Annotated in this window: 24 protein-coding genes; 2 read left to right on the top strand and 22 right to left on the bottom strand. The window is 47.4% G+C overall.

All coding sequences use genetic code 11. From position 1 onward, the window contains the following. Positions 1-37: 37 nt before the first annotated feature. From P3L56_RS22040 to P3L56_RS22000, 9 genes are all read right to left on the bottom strand, one after another. Complete coding sequence (locus P3L56_RS22040) at positions 38-319, bottom strand: hypothetical protein (protein ID WP_042847232.1); 282 nt, start codon at positions 317-319, stop codon at positions 38-40. 52 nt (positions 320-371) lie between these two features. Next, on the bottom strand, positions 372-1,637 hold the full coding sequence (locus tag P3L56_RS22035) for a DUF3150 domain-containing protein (protein ID WP_052219376.1): 1,266 nt from the start codon (positions 1,635-1,637) through the stop codon (positions 372-374). 99 nt (positions 1,638-1,736) lie between these two features. After that, the gene (locus P3L56_RS22030) at positions 1,737-2,798 is read right to left on the bottom strand and encodes an AAA family ATPase (RefSeq protein ID WP_272686065.1); all 1,062 of its coding nucleotides are present in this window, start codon (positions 2,796-2,798) and stop codon (positions 1,737-1,739) included. 66 nt (positions 2,799-2,864) lie between these two features. Next, positions 2,865-3,239: a hypothetical protein gene (locus tag P3L56_RS22025; RefSeq protein ID WP_042847234.1), complete on the bottom strand. Its 375-nt coding sequence runs from the start codon at positions 3,237-3,239 to the stop codon at positions 2,865-2,867. Positions 3,240-3,606: 367 nt separating this feature from the next. Further along, on the bottom strand, positions 3,607-4,722 hold the full coding sequence (locus P3L56_RS22020; protein ID WP_052219377.1) for a lambda-exonuclease family protein: 1,116 nt from the start codon (positions 4,720-4,722) through the stop codon (positions 3,607-3,609). Positions 4,723-4,781: 59 nt separating this feature from the next. Beyond that, positions 4,782-6,326, bottom strand: coding sequence for a recombinase RecT (locus P3L56_RS22015; protein ID WP_042847235.1), 1,545 nt, complete (start codon positions 6,324-6,326; stop codon positions 4,782-4,784). 85 nt (positions 6,327-6,411) lie between these two features. Then, positions 6,412-7,101: a single-stranded DNA-binding protein gene (locus P3L56_RS22010; protein ID WP_052219378.1), complete on the bottom strand. Its 690-nt coding sequence runs from the start codon at positions 7,099-7,101 to the stop codon at positions 6,412-6,414. 467 nt (positions 7,102-7,568) lie between these two features. After that, positions 7,569-8,006, bottom strand: a complete 438-nt coding sequence (locus P3L56_RS22005) for a hypothetical protein (protein ID WP_042847236.1) — start codon at positions 8,004-8,006, stop codon at positions 7,569-7,571. Positions 8,007-8,084: 78 nt separating this feature from the next. Further along, entirely contained in the window at positions 8,085-8,555 is a 471-nt protein-coding gene (locus P3L56_RS22000; RefSeq protein ID WP_162762202.1) for a hypothetical protein, read from the bottom strand. Between the two features lie 647 nt (positions 8,556-9,202). Between P3L56_RS22000 and P3L56_RS21995 the strand changes: the two genes are divergently transcribed. After that, entirely contained in the window at positions 9,203-9,952 is a 750-nt protein-coding gene (locus P3L56_RS21995; RefSeq protein ID WP_052219379.1) for an AcaB family transcriptional regulator, read from the top strand. Between the two features lie 143 nt (positions 9,953-10,095). Beyond that, positions 10,096-10,626 (top strand): tetratricopeptide repeat protein, encoded by a 531-nt coding sequence (locus P3L56_RS21990; protein ID WP_042847238.1) that lies wholly within the window; start codon positions 10,096-10,098, stop codon positions 10,624-10,626. Positions 10,627-10,676: 50 nt separating this feature from the next. On the opposite strand, the gene P3L56_RS21985 is transcribed toward P3L56_RS21990, so the two are convergent. From P3L56_RS21985 to P3L56_RS21925, 13 genes are all read right to left on the bottom strand, one after another. Next, positions 10,677-11,762, bottom strand: coding sequence for a TraU family protein (locus tag P3L56_RS21985; RefSeq protein ID WP_226617178.1), 1,086 nt, complete (start codon positions 11,760-11,762; stop codon positions 10,677-10,679). Further along, on the bottom strand, positions 11,759-13,018 hold the full coding sequence (locus tag P3L56_RS21980) for a TrbC family F-type conjugative pilus assembly protein (RefSeq protein WP_173424828.1): 1,260 nt from the start codon (positions 13,016-13,018) through the stop codon (positions 11,759-11,761). The genes P3L56_RS21985 and P3L56_RS21980 overlap by 4 nt, the downstream gene beginning before the upstream one ends. Then, complete coding sequence (gene lepB, locus P3L56_RS21975) at positions 13,012-13,464, bottom strand: signal peptidase I (protein ID WP_226617185.1); 453 nt, start codon at positions 13,462-13,464, stop codon at positions 13,012-13,014. The genes P3L56_RS21980 and lepB overlap by 7 nt, the downstream gene beginning before the upstream one ends. Positions 13,465-13,553: 89 nt before the next feature. Then, the gene (locus tag P3L56_RS21970; RefSeq protein WP_042847240.1) at positions 13,554-13,829 is read right to left on the bottom strand and encodes a hypothetical protein; all 276 of its coding nucleotides are present in this window, start codon (positions 13,827-13,829) and stop codon (positions 13,554-13,556) included. Next, the gene (traC, locus tag P3L56_RS21965; protein ID WP_042847241.1) at positions 13,826-16,315 is read right to left on the bottom strand and encodes a type IV secretion system protein TraC; all 2,490 of its coding nucleotides are present in this window, start codon (positions 16,313-16,315) and stop codon (positions 13,826-13,828) included. The genes P3L56_RS21970 and traC overlap by 4 nt, the downstream gene beginning before the upstream one ends. 23 nt (positions 16,316-16,338) lie before the next feature. Continuing rightward, positions 16,339-17,082 carry a DsbC family protein gene (locus tag P3L56_RS21960; RefSeq protein ID WP_042847243.1) on the bottom strand — a complete coding sequence of 248 codons (744 nt, stop codon included), beginning with the start codon at positions 17,080-17,082 and terminating at the stop codon, positions 16,339-16,341. A gap of 407 nt (positions 17,083-17,489) precedes the next feature. Continuing rightward, positions 17,490-18,023 (bottom strand): type IV conjugative transfer system lipoprotein TraV, encoded by a 534-nt coding sequence (gene traV, locus P3L56_RS21955; protein WP_042847246.1) that lies wholly within the window; start codon positions 18,021-18,023, stop codon positions 17,490-17,492. A gap of 2 nt (positions 18,024-18,025) precedes the next feature. Next, positions 18,026-19,414 (bottom strand): TraB/VirB10 family protein, encoded by a 1,389-nt coding sequence (locus tag P3L56_RS21950; protein WP_252501075.1) that lies wholly within the window; start codon positions 19,412-19,414, stop codon positions 18,026-18,028. Between the two features lie 7 nt (positions 19,415-19,421). Then, the gene (locus P3L56_RS21945; RefSeq protein WP_042847248.1) at positions 19,422-20,516 is read right to left on the bottom strand and encodes a type-F conjugative transfer system secretin TraK; all 1,095 of its coding nucleotides are present in this window, start codon (positions 20,514-20,516) and stop codon (positions 19,422-19,424) included. A gap of 168 nt (positions 20,517-20,684) precedes the next feature. Next, the gene (locus P3L56_RS21940) at positions 20,685-21,275 is read right to left on the bottom strand and encodes a TraE/TraK family type IV conjugative transfer system protein (RefSeq protein WP_052219381.1); all 591 of its coding nucleotides are present in this window, start codon (positions 21,273-21,275) and stop codon (positions 20,685-20,687) included. Beyond that, positions 21,272-21,559 (bottom strand): type IV conjugative transfer system protein TraL, encoded by a 288-nt coding sequence (gene traL / locus P3L56_RS21935; protein ID WP_042847251.1) that lies wholly within the window; start codon positions 21,557-21,559, stop codon positions 21,272-21,274. The genes P3L56_RS21940 and traL overlap by 4 nt, the downstream gene beginning before the upstream one ends. A gap of 69 nt (positions 21,560-21,628) precedes the next feature. Beyond that, positions 21,629-22,456 carry a DsbA family protein gene (locus P3L56_RS21930; protein ID WP_042847254.1) on the bottom strand — a complete coding sequence of 276 codons (828 nt, stop codon included), beginning with the start codon at positions 22,454-22,456 and terminating at the stop codon, positions 21,629-21,631. Then, the gene (locus P3L56_RS21925; protein WP_042847256.1) at positions 22,456-22,746 is read right to left on the bottom strand and encodes a hypothetical protein; all 291 of its coding nucleotides are present in this window, start codon (positions 22,744-22,746) and stop codon (positions 22,456-22,458) included. The genes P3L56_RS21930 and P3L56_RS21925 overlap by 1 nt, the downstream gene beginning before the upstream one ends. Positions 22,747-22,821: the final 75 nt, after the last annotated feature.

Raw genomic sequence — 22,821 nt, 5'->3', positions numbered from 1 at the left:
AGATTTAATATAAATTTAAAAGGACGAAAACGAGTCGTTAAGGACGTTTCAAACAGGTGCGAAGGTCACCGTTGTCAGCCAAACGTAAAAAAAACGTTTTGCTATCCAAAGTCACCGAGGCGTTTTGCAGTACCTGTTGCCAGGTAAAGCGGTAGAGAGAGTGAGACGGGCCTAAACGGAGGATGTCGAAATCAGTTTCAGAAACACCAAGCCAGGGCAGGGTATTACCAAACAACACAGCAAAAGCCATAGGAAGCTGCTCACCGTATTTACTAAACTCAACAAGTAACTCGTTGTTGCACAAAAGATACTTTTGCATAACCAAGTCCATATTTAGGAAATTAAAAAAGGCCCGTAAAGGGGCCTTAGATTTAGAACATCATGATCCCATCGTCTGAATCGGTATCAGCAAAATCCAGATTAACTGGAGTAGCAGAAGCCGGGGCATTCAAATCGACAGCGGCAGCAGGAACGACGAAAGAACTCAGCAGCGCGCTATCATCAACAACTTCAACAGAACCAGCAGGCTGATTAACTTCAACAGTGCTTGACGTATCAGCCACTGTAACAACCGGGTCTGCAACAGGACCGGCCGGAGGCAAGTCGAGTGGCAGGTCGGCCAAGAAGCTATCATCAATCGTTTCAGCAACAGCGAATGCGTTCGTGTGTGGAACCACGTCAGCAGGAGTGGCTGGTGTTGTTTCCAAAGCAGGTTGTGCTGGTGGAGAAACCAAATCGGTAGTCGGCAACTCAAAAGAGGCGTCGAGAACCAAAGAGGCATCCAAACCAGAATCAGCTTGCGGATTTGAAAGCAACGATACAAACGACTTAGCAGCTTGTGGATCGCGGAGGTTGTTTAGAAGGGATAATGCATTGTTGTAGTCTTGACCGGTAACTTTGCCTGTCAAAGGTAAGTTATCAAGCACTTGAGACATGTACTCGCACAGACCTTCAACACTGGGGTCAATAAACGCCAGAGTACGAAGTTTTTCAGCAGAACGACGTAGCGGATTCAGTGTGTGTTGACTGATTGCATCTTTGCTATTCAGGTTCTTTAAGAACTTGTCAGCAACGGAGGCAACGTCTTCATAGACTTCATCTGCCAGACTTTTTACCTGACTTGCAAAACCATCTTGAATGATGGCATTGCCATAAGGAGTGATATGAATCGCAGTAAACCCAAATTGAATTTGGGAATCCATATAGCCGATATCAATCGCGGCATCGCGCACAAGGATTGCACGATACTTTTCCTCAAATGAATTAATCCAGCCATTAAAATCAGCCTTCAAAAATTCTTTTTTGTAGTCATAAAACTCTTGCTTCACATCCTTCAGTTCATCGATGAGTGCATTGACCTTATCCGTTGGGACAGCATAGCCGCCCATGAAAGCAACACCGTAGGACAAACAAGCTTTCTTAGCCTTGTTCTTAAAGCGTTCAAACGGGTTAATCAACTGCGGGTCAATCACTTTCTTAGAACCAAGAGACACCATGACTTCTGGTGGCAGTTCGGCATTTTCACCTAAGTCTTGACGTTGCAGCTTTTTACGGCCGCTAATGCAGGAAATCTCAGAAAGAGAAACCAGGATTAATTGGTCTAAAACTTGAGTGTGAGTTTGGTTATTCGTAGACATATTAGTTACCTTTTATTTATAAATTTAAAATATTAAAAAGGCCCAGAAATGGGCCATTATTTATTTAGAGAATTGCATTTAGAGAGGTGTTAACAAGGTTTAACCGAATACCGCTTTGAGGATGGCATGCAGAGCACGCTTATCATCAGCACCGGCACGGTTACCGATTTGTAAGTCGAAGGAAACTTGCAGAGCTTCAGGCATTTTGGCCTTATTCATCAGCGAGAAACGTTCAACCCAGGCAATCAGCGAGCGAGTAGAGCACGTAACAGACAATCGCGTGTCTGGCGAAACAGCGGATACCTTGACAGAAGAACTGTCATTGGACTGATTAAAATCACCAGCGATATCACTGCCGACAAACAACTTACGAATGATGTTAGCGATTTCAACAAACTTACCTGCGAGCACTTCATCTGAAATGAACTTCTTGATTAACGAGGTTTCAACGTCTTTTGGCATGTAATTCGCGTTGATGAACATATAGCGATCGAGGTTCGCGACGTTCAGCACTTTTACACCACCATAGACACCCGTTAAATCACCTTGGCCGATCGAGTTGGCTGTAGCGACAAAACGGAAGTTAGGATGCTTTTTGATCACTTCGTTGGTTTCAGGAATAACAAGATTCCCACCTTCTAAGATCGCGTTAAAAGCGTTAGCACAGCTTGGGTCAAGTTGGTCGTATTCATCCAAAAGGAAAATGAGGCCAAATTTGTAAGCAAGTGCCAGAGGACCATAAAGGAAGTCTGTACGGGTATCACCGGTCATTGTGTCGCAAACGAGACGAAGACCACCGACAAGACTATTAATGTCCAAATCCTGAGAAGCTGTTGTTTTCATCAAAGGCCAGTTCAGTCGAGCGGCAACTTGCTCAACAATACTGGTTTTACCGCAGCCTGTAGGGCCGGAGATCCACAGCGACTGACCCTGAGGGTAGTTAATCCACATCAGGACAGACGCACGCAGAGACGGCTCAAACACGTAATGATCATTTAGGCTAGGGATGGCAGCACTGAATGCATTATCCGCAGCGAAACCAGCATACGGTTTAACCTGCGCTTTCATGTGTTCTGGAATGACAACGCCGAATAATTCCGGAGAGATTGCGACGTTACGAACCAGGGTATCAGCAGCTAGAGTAGTGTTAAAAGTAGACATGTATTACCTCAATAATTTAGATAGATTTAAAAGAGTTAGGGAATTTAAAAGTGAAGAGTCGTCGAATTAAGCAGCAGGAGAACAGCAAACCAGATTGGAATGTGTATACCGGCTACTCATTTGTCCTTGTTCACAGACAATCGACTTAGGTGCATAAGTGGCAAACGCCGTAATACCACGCTCGGAAAGCGCGGTGATCAGGGTTGGCATAAAGTAGGTTTTGGCATAAACCAAAACACCTTCAGCCTGGTGACGGGAACACAGCAGCAAAGCGATATCTGCTAGTTCGTCGGCACGTTGCTGCATTAACGAAACGGTGGGGCAGTCATTGAACGAGAGTTTTTCACGAATGATTTGTGAAATGTCACGTTCAACATCAATCACACCCATTTCGCGTTGTGCGTCGGATGCTTTATATGCAGTCAGATTAACGATGGACATGGAGAGACTCCTAAAATTAATAGATTTAAAAGGTTTAAGGCCTCAGAAAAGAGGCGAGATTTAAGGTATTGCAAAGTTCCAGTAGAGTGACTGGAGGCACTTGTTGTTCTCAGCTTGAGAACGAAACACCGTTTTCGACGCATAAAAAAACCCGCTGCTTAAAAAGCAACGGGCTATCGAATTTGGTACAGATATGCGTGTGCCGTGTGAATGAGAGTAAACGCATTCAGAATGGCGATATGGCCGAAATTAGGTGTTTAGGGGCAGGTTGCCAGAAGTTAGGCGGTGTGTACCGCACCGCTACAATAATCAATTCTTACAGCTGGGTCAACAAGAAAAAACCCGACCGAAGTCGGGTGTGAGAGAGTTAAAACAACAACAAGGCATTGTCTTCAACACCGGTGAGTGCATCTCCTTCTGCCACAACAGGTTTGATGGCTTCAGGTGGAATATAAACGCTGTCCTCTGGGGAAGCTTCATACTCATAGACAGACAGGCTGGAGCGAAGAGACTCCTGAGTCACACAGTCCGGATATTGCTCAGCAGTCACATTAAGACGCTCAGCGATCATTTTCCAGTTAGTGCGACCTTTGACTTTACTTTCCAGATAGCGAAAACCAAACCCATCAATACGGACAGGGTCTGTGCTTTTGAAACCAAGACCTGTTGCAAGACCTTGAATCGACGCCTTAAGCGTTTCTTCAAGATTAGACAACTGGGCTTTCACGGCTTCAAACTCGGCTTCTTTGGCGCGGACATTCGCAACTTGACGGCGGATGTCAGCGATACGAGCAGAGAGATCATCTGGAGCAGTAAATTCACTGGTTTGGGCCAGAATATCGGCATCAGAAACCAGCAGGATGTCTTGCTGTTTATCAAAAGCCGGAGCTACCTTTTGATTTAAACGTTCCCAGAACTCTTTGCATGCAGCAAACAAACGTGTGAAAGCGCCCTGGTTAGGTTTGATAAGGAAAATCTTCGGCTGATCTTTAGCGGACCAGAAAACAAGATAAGCTTGCGGGGCACCTGTTACGAATAACTGATGCTGCACCTGCCAGAAGTAATATTTAAATTCCGGCGAGGCTGAACCTTGTTCGAGGATAGCTAAATGTTTTTTCTCTGAGAGATTCTTGATCTCCAGTACAGAACGGTCATCGAGCTGTCCATCAAGCGAAGCTATCATGAACGGGTACTTGGCATGTCGAACGCAAAAGGGTGAGGCTATTTGCCCCAATTCACTTTCGCAGTAAGACCGCGCAAGCGCTTCGAGTTTGTTACCGGCATCCACCTGCTTAATCGCAGATAGATCTTCAGAAGCAAGCAAGCCTGCATACTGAAGGTATAACTGATAAGGCGTTTTCATAGCTCCAGGCGCACCCAAGAGAATTGGGGAGCATGTTGCCGTAACACCTGTTCTACGCCATTTGTGCCACTCTGGAGTTCCTTGTTCAATATCGACAATTTCACAGATTGAATCAGACATACGATCACCATTAATAAATTTATAAAATTAAAAAACCGGCAATAAATGCCGGTTATGTTTTATGCTGCTTTAGCTGTTGAAATCAGGTTGCACAACATCTCTTTGAGACCTTTGTGTTTGACTGAATTCAAGGCAGATTCAAGTTCGTCGAATTGACCGGACTGAAGAGCTTGAGAGTAGAGCACTTGCATGGAGTTAGTTTCAGCTTCAACAGAAGAAACCCACTGGGCTGCACTGGCTTTAAACTCCCCGTCAGCAAGACGATTAACAAAGTCATTTGCGATCCCAAAATCACACATGTGAACTGACTCAGAAACTTTCGTACTGAGCAGGTCACGGCGCGATTGTTCCAATTGACGTTTTGCGTAAGCCAATTCGCTGTCGTTGAAAGAAAATGCGTCTTTCAGTTCGGCGATCATGGTTTCGTAAGCCAGCGTTTTTTCTGCGCGGGTAACGAGTTTCGCAATTCGTTTGAAACTGCTTTGACGAACACCTGGAATTTCAGACATCGGAACTTGAAGTTCTTCTGGCTGAGATCCACCCGCATCAGACTTGGGTTGAACATCAACTGGAGCTGACTGAGCTTCCTGTGACGCAGGCTGAGATGCCTTCTCAACGGGTTGGGCCGATTGCGCAGGGGGAGCGACGTCATCATGAGCAACAATTTCACCCTCAATAACACTGTCGTCAGCAACAATAGGCTGAGATGAAGCAACATCATTGTTAGCAGCCTGAGCAGCTTGACGTTGAGCCATTTCAGCAGCAGCAGCTTCAACAGGGACATGAGCGGAAGACTTGAACCCTTCTTCACCGTAGGTATTGAGATAATCAATCACTGCGCTGATTCGAGTTCGGTTGCCTGGGATTAAATGAACGGTTTGTTTAAGGGCGGATTTCAGAACCATTTTCCACGGGAATGTTGTCCACGGAGATAATGCTCTTTTATCAACTTTTTTCCAAGATTCAGAAACTGCGCGAGCAGCGGCTAAATCTTCAACAGTTACAAAGTAAACGAGGTTGCGGCCATCTCGCATGAGAAAGTCCACATAGACACCACGGAAGTTACCGCGAGCGCCTAAGGTACCTTTATCCGTCACCGTCAGAATCAAATCCCCTTTGCTAGCAAATGGGTCAAACTCATGGATCGGACTATTACGACGACCTTGTGGCTTAAATACTGCATCATTCTCAAACACCAATTCAGCAACAATGTCTTGGCAGAGTCCTTCATCTGTAGCCATTTTGATCAGGCCGAGATAAGAGACATCCAAGATCACCCGATTATTGCGTGGAACCAGATATGCCTGTTTCTGTGCAGGGTCGAGTGTCAAACCGGAACTCGCTAACTGTAAAAACGCAGTCTCGAAAGAACGCGGGTTAGTTAACGCAATACCAGTGAGATAGTCACTGTTGTTAATGATGTGCTTGGCAAACACACACTCTCTCTGGAAAGAGATATGTGGGTGCATTGCAGCCTTTTCAAACTGACTACCTAGAGTCATCATGTGACGGGTCACTGTGTCAACTCTGACCGTGATGTCAGTGTTGGCTCTTTTCGCGTTATTGTTGTCATAAGCGCGACGGGCATTGTTCGAATAAGACATGGTAGTACCTCATATTTAATAGATTTAAAAATTGACCAAACAGATATGAAAACGCCACTCAACGAGTGGCGTTTACTGCGGAGTATTAACCGCGCATATCGGAATAACTGCCATTACTAACCATTGCACGAGCTGCAATGAGTTGGTCTGTGACGGTAGGCTTTGTAGAAGGTACGAAGATCGCACTGCTACGAGCTGTCACAGTTTGCTTAACGGTAGGTTGTTGAGCGGGCGGCTGTTGTTTGGCTTCTCTCTTGGCTGCGGCACTTTTCTGTGCTTGCTGGAGTGCTGCACGGAACTTGTTACCGATCGTTTTCACTTCGTCATAACTCATCTTCTGAACAACTAACTCAGCATCCAGACGCGCCTGTAATTCAGGCGAACGCAGTGGTTGTTGAGTTGGTGTCGAAGCAGTGATTGGAGCAACGTAAGACTGAGGATTAGCATCATTAATTCGCGTATCAACGACCAGGTTGGTCGCAATATCGTGAACGGAGAATGCATGGAACTCAGTACGCTGAACATCGGAACCATCTTTCACATAGCGAGCTGTGCGAGCGATAGCTTCGATAGAGATCTCAGAGTCTTTCTTGATGGTATTGTGGAGAAAATCAGCAACTTTACCGAAAGCCTTGATAGGGAAAAACTCAATCACTTTTTGCGAGTTGATCTTCATTTCACAACCCAAACGGAAAAAAATGACAGAGTCATTACCGTTTTTAGCGGGAGTATAACGAGGGTCGATCGCTACTTTACCTTTAGCTTTGGAGAACATAGTTAATACCTCAATTAATAGATTTAAAATATTTAGAAAGTTTATGCCTGGAAAGGCCTGACTAGCCTGAGGTTAAATCTCAGGTACAGTCTGTTTAGGAAGGGAAGTTAAGGGTATTGCAATGCCCAGTAGAGTGACTGGACGCACTGATATTCCTCAGCGTGAGGAAAAACACCGGTTCGACGAGCAGCAAAAAGCCCGGAGCCTTATAGGGCACCGGGCTGTCGAATTCTGTTTTGTAGGCATGAAAAAGCCGTGAGAATGAATGCGGGATTCATTCGTAGAGGCGCTGGTGGCCGAAATTAGGTGTTTTGGTTAAGGGCTATTGCCGGAAGTTATGCGATGTAATCGCCAGAACAGAGTAAGCGATAGGAGCGTAAGGGTCAATCGAAAGGCAAAAAAAAACCCAGCATAGGCTGGGTTTCTTGGGAGGTTAAGATGAAAAATGATAGAAGAACATTCGAAACTCAATGATACGCAGCAGCTAATTGAAGGTATCGACGATGAATGAAGTCCAGGGTGGCGCGATAGGTAAAGCTATTGGAGTAGCTCGTTCCATCCAGATGGACAAAGATCATGAATGCGTCTTCTAGACGTGAACGATCTTTTTTTCTCAATCGATTCTTACCAATATTGCATGCTACTGAAGCCAACATGAATTTAACTTTGGCCATCAACTTGATAGCTTCAGTCCGGTTTTTAACGCCGCATTCACGAAGTGCAATATCATCATTTTGACTGATACAAAGAGGGCAATCATCAGCACCTTCATGGTGACAGCAATGCCATCCACAATCATTACAATTGAGGGTATAGGTATTGCGGGAAGCATCAAAGCCTTCCAACTGACAAGGACTACCACAACGAATACAGTTTTCGAACGTGGAAGCATTAATGATAATCATAAATCACCTTGAAATTAATAGATTTAAAATAGTTAAAAGCCCAGGAATCTGGGCTTGTTTAAGAGAGATTAGTGAATATCAGCTAACAACTTCCATGATCCAGAGACCACGACGTTTGTCAGTTTCAAGGTCGCGATAACCAGTCACATTACCCTTGCGATCAAGAACCTGAGCTTTACTGGTGCGCACTTCGGAGTCTTTCCAGAAAACAACAGTGTCACCAATTTTAGCACCAGAATTCTCGACAGCTTTTTTAAGACCAATAGCCCAAACTTTATTTTGCCCTTCGATTTCAACATAGAAGGACATATCGTTTGAACGGTCATTTTTCCAATGAGCCATACCAAAAGAAACCAACTTACCTTCGTGCTCAGTGATAACAGTGCGAGAAGGACGCTTGGCGCTTGAAGTGGTGGAATCATCAGAATCGTCAGACTCATCAAGTTCGTCATCTTCAGTAGAGAAACGAGACATGATTTGAACAGCCAGAACAACAGCTGACAGAGTCAGACAGCCACAGGCAATGATTAAAGGAATAGTGGATTGCACAAATCCAGCCGTGAAAATATAAAAAGCAATGCCAGCTGGCACTACGAACGAAGCGTTCTTAGGACGCCAGAACAACGAGAGGAACATGCCAATATAAACAAAGCCTTGCAATTCGAAAGAAGACATAATATTCACCATAAATTTATATGCGAAGTCCGGCCACAGAGAAACACCCTGAAATGTGAGGATTCAATGGATGTAAACAAAGCGACAGACATCGTAAAAACGAAGTCCGGACACAGACAAAACGCAGGAGTTGAGATAAGAGGAAGTTAACAATTTTTTTGGTTTGGATTGAGATCCAAAAATACCCTTTGCTAGGGCGGCAAGGTGACATGTTTTGTTCAAAGAACAAGAACACGTCAGAGATGCTCTGGCCTGATTTAGGCGTGCGAAACCCGTGAGGAAAGCCAGTTAGGCTACCAGGGGGCGGTGGTATATTCACACCGAAGTTACGGGTTCGCGTTTGAAGTTATGCTGAGAAGAGAGTAGGCCATCAGCTAGGCTGTTACAAAAGCCTACTTCAGATAACCAGTCAAATCAAGAACTGTTTTTCTTCCGCGAAATGCTGGCCTTTTCCCATGACTTGACCGTTTTCGTATGACTAAATAGTCAGGCTTAAATGCGACTAAATGTGAGGATAAATCATGGCAACTACAGAGAAGGCTAAAGTGACTGATAACGCAAAGCAGGGTCAAATCAAACGTAACAACCGTGGCAACCGTACACGTTCGCCGGAGCCTACGCAAAACAAAGGGCAGGCACCTACACGCGAACGCCGCGAATACTCTAACCCGGAGATCACCGTACCGTTCCAGCTGCAAACGCAAGAAGGTATTCGCATGCAGCAACGCCACTACAATTTGATGTCAAAGGCGCTGTTTAATCTGACCATTAACAGCACCGGACTGGAACGCCTCGGTGTAAAAGGGGCGATTGACCGCACCAAAAAAGCCGTGAGTGAAATCCTGGCGGGACCAGAAAAAGAAATTAGCTTCGGCATTTCAACGCTGACTAAAGTTCTTGAAGAGGCCGAGGCTTCTGGAACGAGTCGTATTGAAGAGGTTTCGTATACGGCCCCGCGCGACTACAGCATTCGAGTACGTACTCCTGATGCCATGCGTGTAGTGCGTTTGTTCCGTAGCTTCGATGAGCTGATAACGCTGCTTGATCGCTTGTGGTTGAACAACCTGTTTAATCAGGATGAAGTGGATGACTATAAAACCCGCTTGCGCGACAGTATTCGCAACATGGTTAACACCCTTGACCGGCACGCATCGGCCACTGTCGAAGAACTGAACGACAATAATGGCAAGAATGCAGATGTTGCGAGCCCAGCGAACAAAGAGCAAAGCGAAGCTGAAGCCACGCAAACCGAAAGCCATACCGAAGCGTAATTACCCTCTCATCAAGCCCCCTCACCAAGGCAGGCCACCCACCTGCCTTTTCTGTATGCGCTTGCTTGCAATTAGTGAAATATTTGTTAACGTTCTTCGCATCCTCTGTTTGATTTAATTAATAAAATAACAAATAGGTTTCTATGAAGAAGACAGCCATTGCTCTGCTAACTTTCTCCTTGTGCCTTCCTGCCCTAGGTGCAAATACACAGCAACAAAATACAAATCCCCCCCACACGCAAATCACGAACGATCTTGAAAATCTGTATCAAGAAGGTTGGCGGTATTCGAACGAGGGTAAGTTCGACCTCGCAGAACAATCATTTCTTAAAGCTGCCAAACAAAACCATCTTAAATCCCAGGAATCCCTTGCGTTACATTATTACTTCGGAAAAAACGGTAAGGTTAACTATCGGTTAGCAGGATATTGGTTTCACCAGGCCGCAGGTCAAGGCTCTGCCAGGGCGGAATTTACATTAGGAACAATGTATATAGATGGTGCTGGATTTCCCAAAGATGTTGATTTCGGTATTTTTCTGATTAATAAAGCAAAGGTTAAAGGGTATAAGCCAGCTGAAGAATACATAATCGCTTTTGAAAAATTGAAAGATTCATGCAGACAAAGTTCTTCAAAAGAATGTGATATTACGGTAACTCCACAAATAGGGTGGTAATAAAAAACCCTTGTAGATATACAAGGGTCTGATTCAATCAAAACTGCGAGTTAAATAGTTCGGCAGCAATCCATCCATTGATAGATCATGTATGTTGAGTCTTGGCCTTTTCCTGTGGGGTAGCGATACATTCCACCTTGCCACTGATATGGGGATTCACCGACTTCATGGCCTTCTTTGGTTTCAGGTGTCGGACTGAACATATTCAGTTTGTATTGCTGCTTAGGTAAGGTCGGGTAGATCTTTGACCGGCAGACTGTATCATTCCCCATAGTCCGGTAAGCCAAACCACGACGGTGTTCAACAGCAAGCTCGCGAATACCGGCCAAGCTGGTTGTTCGAGTCGTGTCCATACTGCGCACCGATCCCGTCAATGGGTATTGCCCTCCCCAAGAGCCCGCACACCACCAAAGCGAGTCCATTGGTTGTTTCCCCGCGAATTGAGCCGCTGCCTCTAATGCACAAGCTTGCTGTGCCACGACGTTTGCAACCGCAGCCGATTCCGGGTTCTGGAAGAAAGCCAAAGCTGTGTTGTTCCAGGTTGGGTCAATCTCAGAGAAACTAACCACATCAAAGTCACTGTACGGGTCAGCAGTACATTGCCCCGGCAAATACAGGTCAAGCATACGCAACAGAGGAAGAGCGTACATGTGGGCGTTATAGAAGCTGATTGAAAACTTATTACGTCGCTCTTCATCACCGCCGTCGGTTTGGATGCCGTACTGAAGGTTATTGCCGAGGTTAAGGTTAACCCCTCCCAGCGAAGACATGCAGCCTGGCGTGCGTGTCAGTTCGATGATTTTGCGGGGCTCCCACATAGCTGTCAGCACGCCTGGGTGATACACCCCAAGACCGTCTTGGCAAGCACACGCCATACCACTAGCGGCATTGTCTGGCACTTTACCGGAGGGGCCCATTGTAATTCCTGCAACCTTGATTGGGAAAATACACCCCCAGCATACGTCGGTAAAAAGCTTGAAGGAAAGAAGTTGATTATCACGGCATACCTCATTCACCGCAGGCGCAGTCTCGGCTGTTTTATCAGCCATTGCATTGCCTGCAAAGCATAAGGAAACAGCCGTGGCAGCGATTAGGTGCAAACTGAATGATTTTAATTTTTTGTGTAAGGATTTCATTTTGCCACCTTATTAGCATAGTTGGCTTCAGGGTACTCATTGATGATGAATACTTTTCTGTCAGCAGTGACGATACTGGGTACCGCTTCAATACCAAAGCGCTCAGACATACCTGGCTGGATCATGTAGAGTCGGGCTTTCTCACCGTAATGCTGCGCTGCATCTTTGAACGTATCCCAGCCATCACCGTATACGTTCGTTGTGATCAGAATGGGATTGATGCCTGGCTCCGTGTTTTCGTACTCATGGCGCGCAAAGTCACGCTGCCACGGCACGCTGGCATCAAACACTATCAGCTTCTGGCCGAACGGAATCACATCTAACGGATTCACCTTTCCTTTTTTAGCGACGACAACCCCTTCAGGCGTGACAATATCTTGGGGAATGATTACCGTAGGATCGATGGTGTGGGTTGCGCGCTTCTTAACTGTCGGGAACACTTCAAATTCCTGGCGCTGGCGAGGCCAATAGTTGTTCAAAGCGTCTTTTTTCATTTGCTCAAAGTCGAGATTTTTAACCCCTTCTTCAATCATGTCCAGCAGGCTGCGCTCCACGACTTCTTTCGTAGGGCCTGCGGTACCCAGCTTACCGGTTTTACCCTTCAGGAAGTCGATATTCGAGATGCCAGATACGCTGGCTACAAACTCACCATCTTTCTCATGGATGATGGTTGGAACTGCGGTAACGGCATTATCTTTGAAGATGACCGGATCCAGATTAACTGTCACTTCTGCACCGGAGTCGAGCACCAGCTGTTGCCAGCGAGTGAGTTCGTCCATTAATTTTGCTTTATCAGTAACGCCACGAATAACCAACGAGACATCCCTGCGGCCATCGTAGTCGGTCATCATGTCTTTAATTTCCTTATCAGACAGTGATGCAGAAACTAGCACATAGTAAAAATCACCGGCCATTTTGTTTTGTTTACCGTCCGCAACGTCAGCATCTGCAATTGCGCCAGTGACAGTGTCACTTATCATTTCATTGTCAGTACGCGTTTCTGGCATTTTTCGAAGCATTTCGCGGTTATTTTCACGCGCTGACTTTGCATTAGCTTCTTCATTTTTTTGTTGCTCTCTTGCTACACGGATGAGGCTATCAATATCTGCCTTCTCATTATCCGTTACCTCAGCAGGGCGAGAGGGTAAATCCGTCAAAGGCAGTGATGCCGCACTGACAGAATAGGCCATGCTACTAAACACGGCCAATGCGATGAGAGCTTTGCGAAACTTCGTGACTTTTAGTTGGATTACCATATCGGGTAGGCCCTTCCTATGATTTGTGTTTCCGGCACCGATCCCCAGTAGCGAGAGTCGAAGCTGAGTTTTGTTCGGCCCATAAGCCAGATCCGACCCTCAGGGATAACTCCATTGCGAGTAAGTTCTTGAGGGGTGTGACCTGATTCTGTGGCAAGCGCTAGGCCTTCACCGACCATCGAACCATTTACTGTGGTCTCTTCATCATTCACAGAGATGGCATCCCCACCGACCCCGTCCACCATTTTGATGCCTTTCCCTGACTCACCCATGTATTTCGAACTGAAAGCAAAGGTAGTGCCTTTAACGGGGGTAGTGTCGTGCTTATCTACCAGATAAATACGGTAAGGGGGTAAGCACTGGTTATTTTGAGGGTCAATACCAATTTCGAAACGATGCAACACGTAATAACTTGATGGCGCAGAGATCGCCCCCACCAGCAACATCAGCAAAGCATGTTTTTTCCACGGTCGCTTTTGCTTATAAATCTTCTTCCAAAGTGAGTTCGCTGCGGCCATGACCACGATACCCCCGGTTAGTTGCCTGACGAAGAAACTGTTTGCGGGATCTGCATATAGGCAGGATATTTGTATAGAGCGGACTCATTGAGGACCATGTAGCCAGCTTTCGCCATTGCCTCGGCGCGCGCATGAACCAGTTTGATTTGAGGGTCGCTGAGAACCTTTCCATTTGCCCCGGTATAACTAACCACAGCAATGTAGTCAGTTGGTGCAGCGGGAGGGACGAACCGCCCATAAAGGGCGGCTCCCAGAAACCCGCAGAGTAATGAAACAGCTGCGGTCTTAATCATGCGGCTATACCTCGTTGTCGTTCTTCAAGAATTGAATTGATGGCATCCTGGGTGGACATGCCCTGTGCTTTACGTTTTCTGATAGCTGCCACGTCATCCGGCGCTGTCGAGTACAGCAGCATGGAGAACGGATCCACAATCAACCGGCTAATCCCCTGACCGGATTTGGAGATAACGTAAATTTCGGAGTAAACCCCTCGGCTTGAACGCACCGTTTTCAAGAAACGGTACCCTGCATCATCCAGTGCTAAGCGCTGGTGGTGCTGAGCTTCGTTGATCGCAGATTCACTCTGACCCAGTAACAGCATAAACGCAGAGTTGTCGGCGATAGATTTTCCGACGCTATCTTTGTAAATATCGTTAATGGATTGCGTGATCGTAATGGCAGCGCCGTTGTATTTACGGAAGCGGCGGTAACCTTTTTCAATGAACGCGCCGATGTTTCCTTTGAGTAAAGCCCAGGCTTCATCGATAACCACGATTTTCATCTGGCCGCGATCGCCCATAAACATGTCTTGCTGGATTTGGTAAATCAGCTGTAACAGCACAACCTGCTTCAGGTGCTCAGAGCTTTCCAGGCGCGACAGTTCCAGAACCGTAAACGGGTTACGGAAGTCAATGTTGTTTTTGCCTACGAAGAACTTGCCGTACTGACCCCGGCTGGTGAATGGGTACAATTGGTGCCCCAAACGTTTAATGTCGTTCTCTTCATCCGCCAGAAGTGATTCCGCAACCATATCAACGGTAGTCTCTTTACCGTGCTTGCGAACGAGATTGGCAACGTGTTCTTTCATACGAGCTTCTTCGAAGTCGTTCAGACCAGCCTTAGGCGCAGCCATCACAGATAGGAGACCGATAATCAGGTCTTCTTCACCGCCGTCTTCGTTATCCGGGTTTTCACCGAAGTAGTCTTCAATCAGTTCAAAGAAGTTGAGACATGGCTTCTTATCCGGATGGAAGTCCAGGTAGTCCCCGTTGTAGGTCTCACAAATGTTTTTGTACGAGTCCCCTACGTCGATACACCACACCTTCGCTCCCAGACTGCGATAAGCGGTAATAATGTAGTTGGTTAAGAACGACTTACCAGAACCGGACTCTGCCGCAATACAGGCGTTGTAGTTTGTATCAGAGTCGAACAGGTCGAGCATCTGCACCTGCCCCGATCGGGAAGTCAGCATTAACGCCGGGTTACTGGTACCTTGCCAGTCAGCGTAAAGTGGTGAGATAACCAAAGCTTCACTCAGTGCCAGCGTGCGGTAACGGCCCATTGATTTCTCAGCACCAGCCTCGTTGAACATAGGCAGGGACGAGAGGAAAATAGGCGCAACAAAGTAGCTATCCGGGATCATTTTGAATTGATAGGTGTTGAGGTAGCTGGCCGCTTCCTGGCTAGCACGGAATACACCGTCTTTGGAGTTTGAGAAGATAGTCACTGTGAATTTGGCTTTACAAATTGGCTCGCCGTTGTCCAGCTTGTCACTCAGCAGGTCGTAACCTTCTCGGATAGTTTTCAACGATGGGATCCATTTCACCATTGGCCCATCGGTTTGCTGCACGATCCAGTTACGCTTTTGCGTGAACTTGGTCTTCGCGTTTTGCTGGTCGAAGAAGATCATGCTCATGGAGATAATGCAGGACGATTTAATACCAGTAGCGCCGCTCATCATATCGCCGAGGAAATATTGAGCTTGCCCAGGGAAAAACCGCTTAGGTAGTTTTTTGGCGCTTAATGTGCGCACAAATGTTGTGCCTGTGTGACGCTCACCTCGCTGGTCTTCGTCTTCTGGATTGCCGAAGGCACAGTATTTATTGCGAATGAAGAACTCTCGGTCAGGGTCAACCAGTTGCTCAGAGATCATCAAATCGTCTTGCACTTGTAGCGGATTACGGTCACGCCACGAAGCAGTTTCCCCCTGATTTAAAATGGAAGAAAGCACATCGATGTAACGGTCGCGCGTCAGTGTAGCAGGGCACAAGCCCATGATCCCCAGCGTGGTGTCAAACGTGTTGCGGAATTCAGAAATCAGGTTGAATTCTTCTTCTCGCATGTCGTATTCGTTTTTCACCGGCACCTTCACCGTGATCAGCAACAAACAGTTGCGGACACGGGTACCCGTACCCTTCATAGGATAGTCGGTGCTGTGAAGCAGAAACTTAGAACGGTTGTAGATTGCATCGCGCAATACTTCGTCATCACAGTCCATGCGCAGAACGTCCATCTGGTTAATTTTGCCAACGATATTCGGGCTGGCAATCAGGTCGAACTGCACAATGGTTTTCGCCGGGAAATTTGAGGACAGCAATGTTTGTAATTGCTGCATCTCTTTACCGCTGGTACCGGATAAGGGACGGCAAAGGAAGCCGAAACCGATATATTTATTGTCACATAGGAAAATGTGGTTTTTCTCATCGTATGCCCGAACCGGGCACACATCTGAGAAGCGTTTGATAGACTTCAAACGCTGTATGATGATTGATTCGCTCATTCTAACCCCACAGAAAGAAGAACTTATTGACCAGCCAGGAAGGCTTTCAGACCTTGTTTTGGTGCGCCGATGCTGAAAGCACCGTCGTCTCGAATGATGAATGGCACCATACTGACGCCTAACACCTGAGCGGTGATTGTGCGGCGTGCCAATGCCTGCATATCACAGTCTTTAACCTGGTCAAATTTGGTTTTTTCATGCGCGATAATAGCGCGGTCGGCACGGTAGCGATCTGAAGCACAGTACAGCTCTTTGTTACGGATTTGGCTTGGCTCGCCGAGGGCACCCAGGGACAGAACGTTAACGGTGTATTCGTGCGGGTCTAGGTCAGCCAGCTGATTAAGGGCTGCGGCACAATGCACGCAGTTCGGGTCAGTGAATAGAATGACTTTTTTAGGTCCGTCGCCCCAAACGGCAGGTTGAAGATCAGCGATGTTCAGTTTCAGCTCTTTGATCGGAATGATGCTGGCATACTTGGTGATCTCATCAAGTGTGGTCAGGTCTTTCTTGGCCCAAGTGTCGTACATGGTGCCTTTGAACAGGTACCGGCCATTTGACGACAGCAGGTTGACTTTGCCGTCAACTTCCAGCGCGATAATGCCGTTGGTTGGCACAACGAAGCGCTTGACGTCTTTGCTTTCCTTCGGCGCGTTCATGAAGGCTTTGTTGTTAAACACAGTATCAGCGTTCACATCTGCACCGGCAAAAGCGGAAGCGGCGAAGCTGGCGGACAGAATCAGGGATAATACTTTCTTGCGTAGCGTCATTGGAGTGCTCCTGTGAATGAGGCTACATTTTCAATGGTGAAAAGGCGGATTAACAGCGAAAAGGCCAGCAAAACGAGGTCAAAAAACAGCGTTCTCTTTAAGGGGGATTTTTGCAGGATTAGAAAAAGGTAAGGCCGTTCGAGGGGGAACGGCCTTGCGCATGAATCCATTTACCAATATGTCTGAGTGGGGTTTATCCAATGCGAGGGGTAAGTCACACATCGAATGTCAGCATTGGCAAAATGCGGTATGGTTACCATGCGTCTGTAATTTTAATCACAATCCTTATAAATAGCAATGAGACCCTAAATGAAAGAAAGCCGCACTAGGCGGCTTTTATAACACAACTGACTGTATTTGAGGGGGAATATCAAATCATTCAGTTTGCATTAATTTCAATTGGAGCATTATTTGCTCGGTGTTTGAGGGGCTTGTGCCGCCACTGGAGGCGTGCTCATTGGTCGAATAACAGCACTCCGGGTCGATGCATGTGACGCGCCAACTTCCCAGCGGCGAGGTTCAATTTCGGTGTACACATAGCCAGGGACGTTCAGATCACCGTCTGCGGATTCATAAGGGTCAACCAACACACGCATTACCTGTGCCTGAGTACGGATTGGCTGAGGGTTTGCGGTAGCAGCAGGGACAGGTACATAACGACCACCAGTTGCCACACCACCAGCCCCGGCGGTACCTGCAACACTGTTTCGCTTCAGATCTACTGGTTTACCAGACAGCTGTTGTTCCGACACCGCATCAATGCGATCTTGGTAGTCATCACCATCGGTCAGCTGGTGGATGTCGCGGATGTTCATACAAGTGACAGCATTGGGCATACCTTTACAGCCGTATTCTGAATTCCCATCCACCAGCGAACAACCAGACAATGCGGCCAGACCAGTTACTGCGACACAGATTGCTAAAAGACGTTTTTTCCACATAATTAGTGAGTCCCGTTAGAATTGAAAGTGGTAGGCGTTGCTTTGCCATTAGGCTTGACGCGGGTAAATTTCAGCGTTACACCTTTTTGAACGATAAAATCGACACTGCGACCCGGATCGATTTCGATAACAGGGAACAGATCACCGGCCATGTTCATGTAGAAATCGGCCAAGCGTTCTAATGCTCCACCAACACCAGCGATAGCAGCACCTTGAAGGGCTTCGCTGCTCATCACTTGCTCATAAGGCGTGTTGTTTTTCTTACCGCTGTTGTTATCGCGGGTAACGTTGATAGTCGGAATGTTCTGGACGCTAAACAACGATGACGCAGCCTGTAAAAAGCCTGCGGTCAAGGCTTTCGCCAGGTATTGACCTTGCTTGGTAACCAGACGACCACGTACACCAGCCTTACCATCTTCCCCCACTGCATACGCATCGAGTGGAGATTCAAATACAGCACCATCATCACGAATGCAGGTGATCACCTCAGAGCGGAAGTAGCTGCGTTCGGACGACAGCTCGCCAAATCCAGCGGCCAACATGCCACACTCACGCACGTCCGCACGGAAGCGGTTCGGCAGGATGGCGTCTTTCTTGATGCGGATAAGCGCTGGGTAGGGGTCTTTGCGAGCGTTCTGTGACGTCGGTGCATCCATACCTGAAATGAAGACACCACTCAGGATTGAGGTCGCTGGGAGGTAGGTTTGGAATGCTGGATCATCATCAGGATCAGCGGCAGCGACCTCTTTTATGTCCTCATGCACAGAGATAATATCCGGCGTTGCTTGTGGTGCCGCCTTACCGTCTTTACCTTTGGCGTCTTTATCCGCAGCAAAATCAGCGGGGTTCGGCTGCTGGGTGTTTTCGTACACTCGTTGGAGCGTGCCGTCGTTATTCAGGTTTTCGTGAACACTGTCCGACGTTAACTTCTCTACACCTTGCTTAGCATTATTATCGCCGCTGTAGACGTCTTTTGACCGAACTGATTTGGAGTAAGGCAATACGGTAGAGCCTTCAGCAACACGTTTTTTCAGCTTTTCTTGTTCAATACGGTCGGTGCGTTGTTGTTGCTCAATGGCGATCAGGCGCTTGTTGATTTCGTCAACGTTAATGGATTTTTTCAAATCCGTGATGTTTGAGTTTTGCTTTTCAATCGCTTCCCCTAAAGCGCGCAGGCGAGCAGCGATCGCGTTCTGGCTAACCCCCTGGGTGTCAGTGTCAGTCAATACACTGGAAATAACTTGCTCTGATGGCCCGCGCGCCGCAGGTGTGCGCGATTCAGGCATCAGCAGGAGGATAGCTGGGATCAGTACAACAAACGTACCCCCCAACACAAAAAGACGTTTTTTCTTGGCGTCCAGCGTGTCCCAGCGTTCTTTCAATTTACTCATCTTTTTATTACTCCGCTAATTTAGGACGTACAGAATCATCAACCTGTGCCTGCTGTGACTGATTGCGAATGACAAAGTAGGCTTCAGTCTTTTGGCCCGGCTGGAGCGTGTTCCGGCTCCAGAGTGCGCGCGCGGCGAGGTTAGGGTGAGTGCAAAGTGACTCGTCTACCGTGATGGTAGAAGCGCCGGTATTCTGCGCAACGCCCACGATGACACTGAACTGACTGCCCTGAATATATTGGCCGCCAGCAAAGCTGTATTTGATATTGTCCTGCGCTGTACCTGTGCTGAAGTTACAGTTTGGAATGCTATGACCAGAGCCTAAATTGCCCATTGCATAGCCAGGAGGAATATCGCCCAACGCAACAGCCCGAAGAATGTTTCGGATCGTTTCGACGTAGTTGTCTTTCTGCTCCCATTTACGAGCTTTGGCTTCGTTACCGCCGTACATCACCCCTGCTGACTGCGCATGCCCCGCTCCGGCCGGAGCATTACCGACTTTACGCGAAAGCATTAACGAAGCTTGCACTGGTGCAATCTTTTGCGGAACCAGAGACAAAGACAGCGCGACACTTTCGTCACCTTTTTCGCTGATATACAGTGCGACCGGATTGGTTGAGGTCGTTGAAACATAGATCACATTGCCTTGTACGCTGACTTTTACGTCAGTCAGTTGCAAGCGCTGCACTGTTGGTCTCTCGAACGGCGTCACGATACGGTTAAGCTGGCCGAGAGAAATCGGGATCAGGGTATTTACGCCGGGCTCTACAATCAGATCCTGGCGAGAAGGGATGACATCATCAGTTAATCGGACAGGCTGAACAATGGCGTTAGGGACCGGTTGGACGTTAATGCCGTCTACGGCAGGATTATCACTGGAACTGGCATTGGTTGATGCGCCCGCAGTTGCTGTGTGATTACCTTTTTTCGATGCAACGACAACAGGCTCTTCAGATGCAGAGTCCCCAGAACGCTGGAGTACGACGCCGTTATCGACTGACAGTGTATTGCTATTAACGTCAAGGCCATTCGCAATGGATGGCCCGGCGGTGATTGACGCAATCATCAGCGCCAATATTTTAACGTGTTTACTATTCAACATTTGTTCCCCCGAACAGTGACAGACGCAATACACAGGAAGTTACCGCGACGGTTTTGTTAATGCTGCTCACTTTGTTTACCTAGCTTTTACGTCATCGTAAAAGCGCTCAATGTGGTTATAACCCGCACGAGGCGGGTGACGAAATTTACGGGACAGTGTTCCCTGGATTTATTTGTCGCCTTTTTTGTCGCTCGGCAATTCGGCTTTACCTTGCTTGATGTTGATAAAGGTCAGCACAGGTCGGTAACCTTTCACATCAATTGTCATTTGGAACGTAACGGGCTTCACGATAGGGTTACCGGCGATCCCTTCAAGACCTTGACTGCCTTCTACGAAGTAGGTGCCAGGGGCTTTGGGGTCGTGGTATACGCGAGTCGGTGTAAAGCTCAGACTGATACGATCACGCTTAATCTGGTCAATCTGGTCATCAATGCGCTTCATGACTTGCGTGTAAATACCCGCATCCAGGAATGGGCCGATAGATTTCTTCAGCATGTCCACTGACTCAGGTGTTGCGTTACCCATAGAGTTAGCCAAATAGATAGCCCATGCCTGCATGTAAGGCTGTCCGGCCGTCTTTTCATCTAACCAAGTGGTTTCGGTCAGGTTGGGTGGAACAATGGTCACGATCTGTGAACGGTTCATTAATGTGCTGGAGAGAATGCCGATGCAGATAATCGAAACAACCAACACCAGTTTCAGCGTGGTGTTTTCGCCTTTCATGTTCAGCAAACCCTTTTTAAAATCTTTGCTCTTCATACAATAAATTCCCGGTCGAATGCGTTAGGTACAATGGTGCTTTTCCCGAAAGAAACACCGAACTTCCAGTAACACAGATGCAGAAAGTATTTTTCTGACGCCTTTTGCAGAAAGCTGCCATAGAACCGAGTGATCACGATGCCGATGAGTGACATCGTAAAGATACGGCCCGTAAAGACCCCGATACCCAGGAAAACGAAAAATGGCATCGCTTCATCAACGCTCCAGAAGAAGAACTTCGGCGGATCATCGACAGAATGCGAGATGTGGACTGGCTCACTCATTCTTACCCCCAATTATGAATCGAAATACCCGAACCCCTTCGGGTGCTTTAACACAATGCCCGGACTCTTTTACTTCTCACCCCCTTGGGCCAATTGCGCCATCATTTGCATCAGGCCTGTCCCGTTGACCGAGCCTTGCACCATTGCCGATTTATCGCCGTACACCACGATGTTTGCAGGCGTTTGTTGAATATTGAGTCGCGCGGCCTCTTTCACATCTTCCGCAATTTTTGCGCTTGGGCGAGCGGCGTTAACGCACTCAATAATGCGCTGCCCATCCAGCCCATTGTTTTCAGCCAATTTGTCCAATGGCGTTGCCATACCGTGACCGTCGGAGCGGGTATCCGCAAAAATAGCCCGTGCCATCTTATAAAATGCCGGATTTCCACCTTGCTCTGCGGCACATTCAGAGGCGAGAGATTCGGTGCGTGATGCCTGGCCGTGTACCGGAACGTGCTTGAACACCATCGCGATATTGCCGGACGAGGAATCCACCAGATCCATCATTTGCGGGAAATGGGTTTTGCAGTACGGGCATTCAAAATCGGAATACTCAATGACGTAAAACTGTGCGTCAGGATTGCCGTAAATACGCTCACTATCTGTAGACGGCGCGTAAGACTCAGACGGTTTTTTACCGGTACTGAAGCCAATCGAATTTGCCCCTTTAGACTGTTCGTTGACTTTTAGCCCAGAGGCCGCAATATAACGGTCGAACGCTGCTTCCAAATCCCCCCGATTACTGATGACATTGCGCTGCATATCAGCGACAACGGCCAAGTCGTTAAGCAGGCGCGTTTGTTTATCCAACGTGTAGGCGACGAACCCCGAAGTGGCGATCATGACAGCCAATGGAATGCCATAAATGACGCTTTTCAAACCTGTACGCTTAGCCATTAATAACCTCGGGATTGCTGTAATTGTTCAGGGACGTAAACCATGTCAGGTTTCTTTATTGCCCCGCGTTTTTTCATTTCTTCCTGCTGGGCTTGTAGCCGTGGCAACAATACTTCAGCCATTTCACGGTCCATCTTGTCCCGGTCGGTTAAGTAGCTGGACTTGTGGAGGACCGTATTCAACTCGTGGATCTGCTCAGACTTATCAGTAAGCAGAACACCCGCGCCCAGACAGACTGAAAAGGCAATACACAAGAGTCCGGACAGATAGACGTGCTTCAGTTCATTCATAGTTCACCTCGGGGGATAATTTACCATTCCGGTTTTGGCGCTGATAATGAAAAGCACCGCAAAACGCGGTGCTTT

It is taken from the genome of Providencia sp. PROV024, from assembly GCF_032709665.1.
Classification (GTDB): domain Bacteria; phylum Pseudomonadota; class Gammaproteobacteria; order Enterobacterales; family Enterobacteriaceae; genus Providencia; species Providencia huashanensis.
Note: the sequence above shows the minus strand (reverse complement) of the source record. Positions and strands in the feature narration are given on the sequence as shown.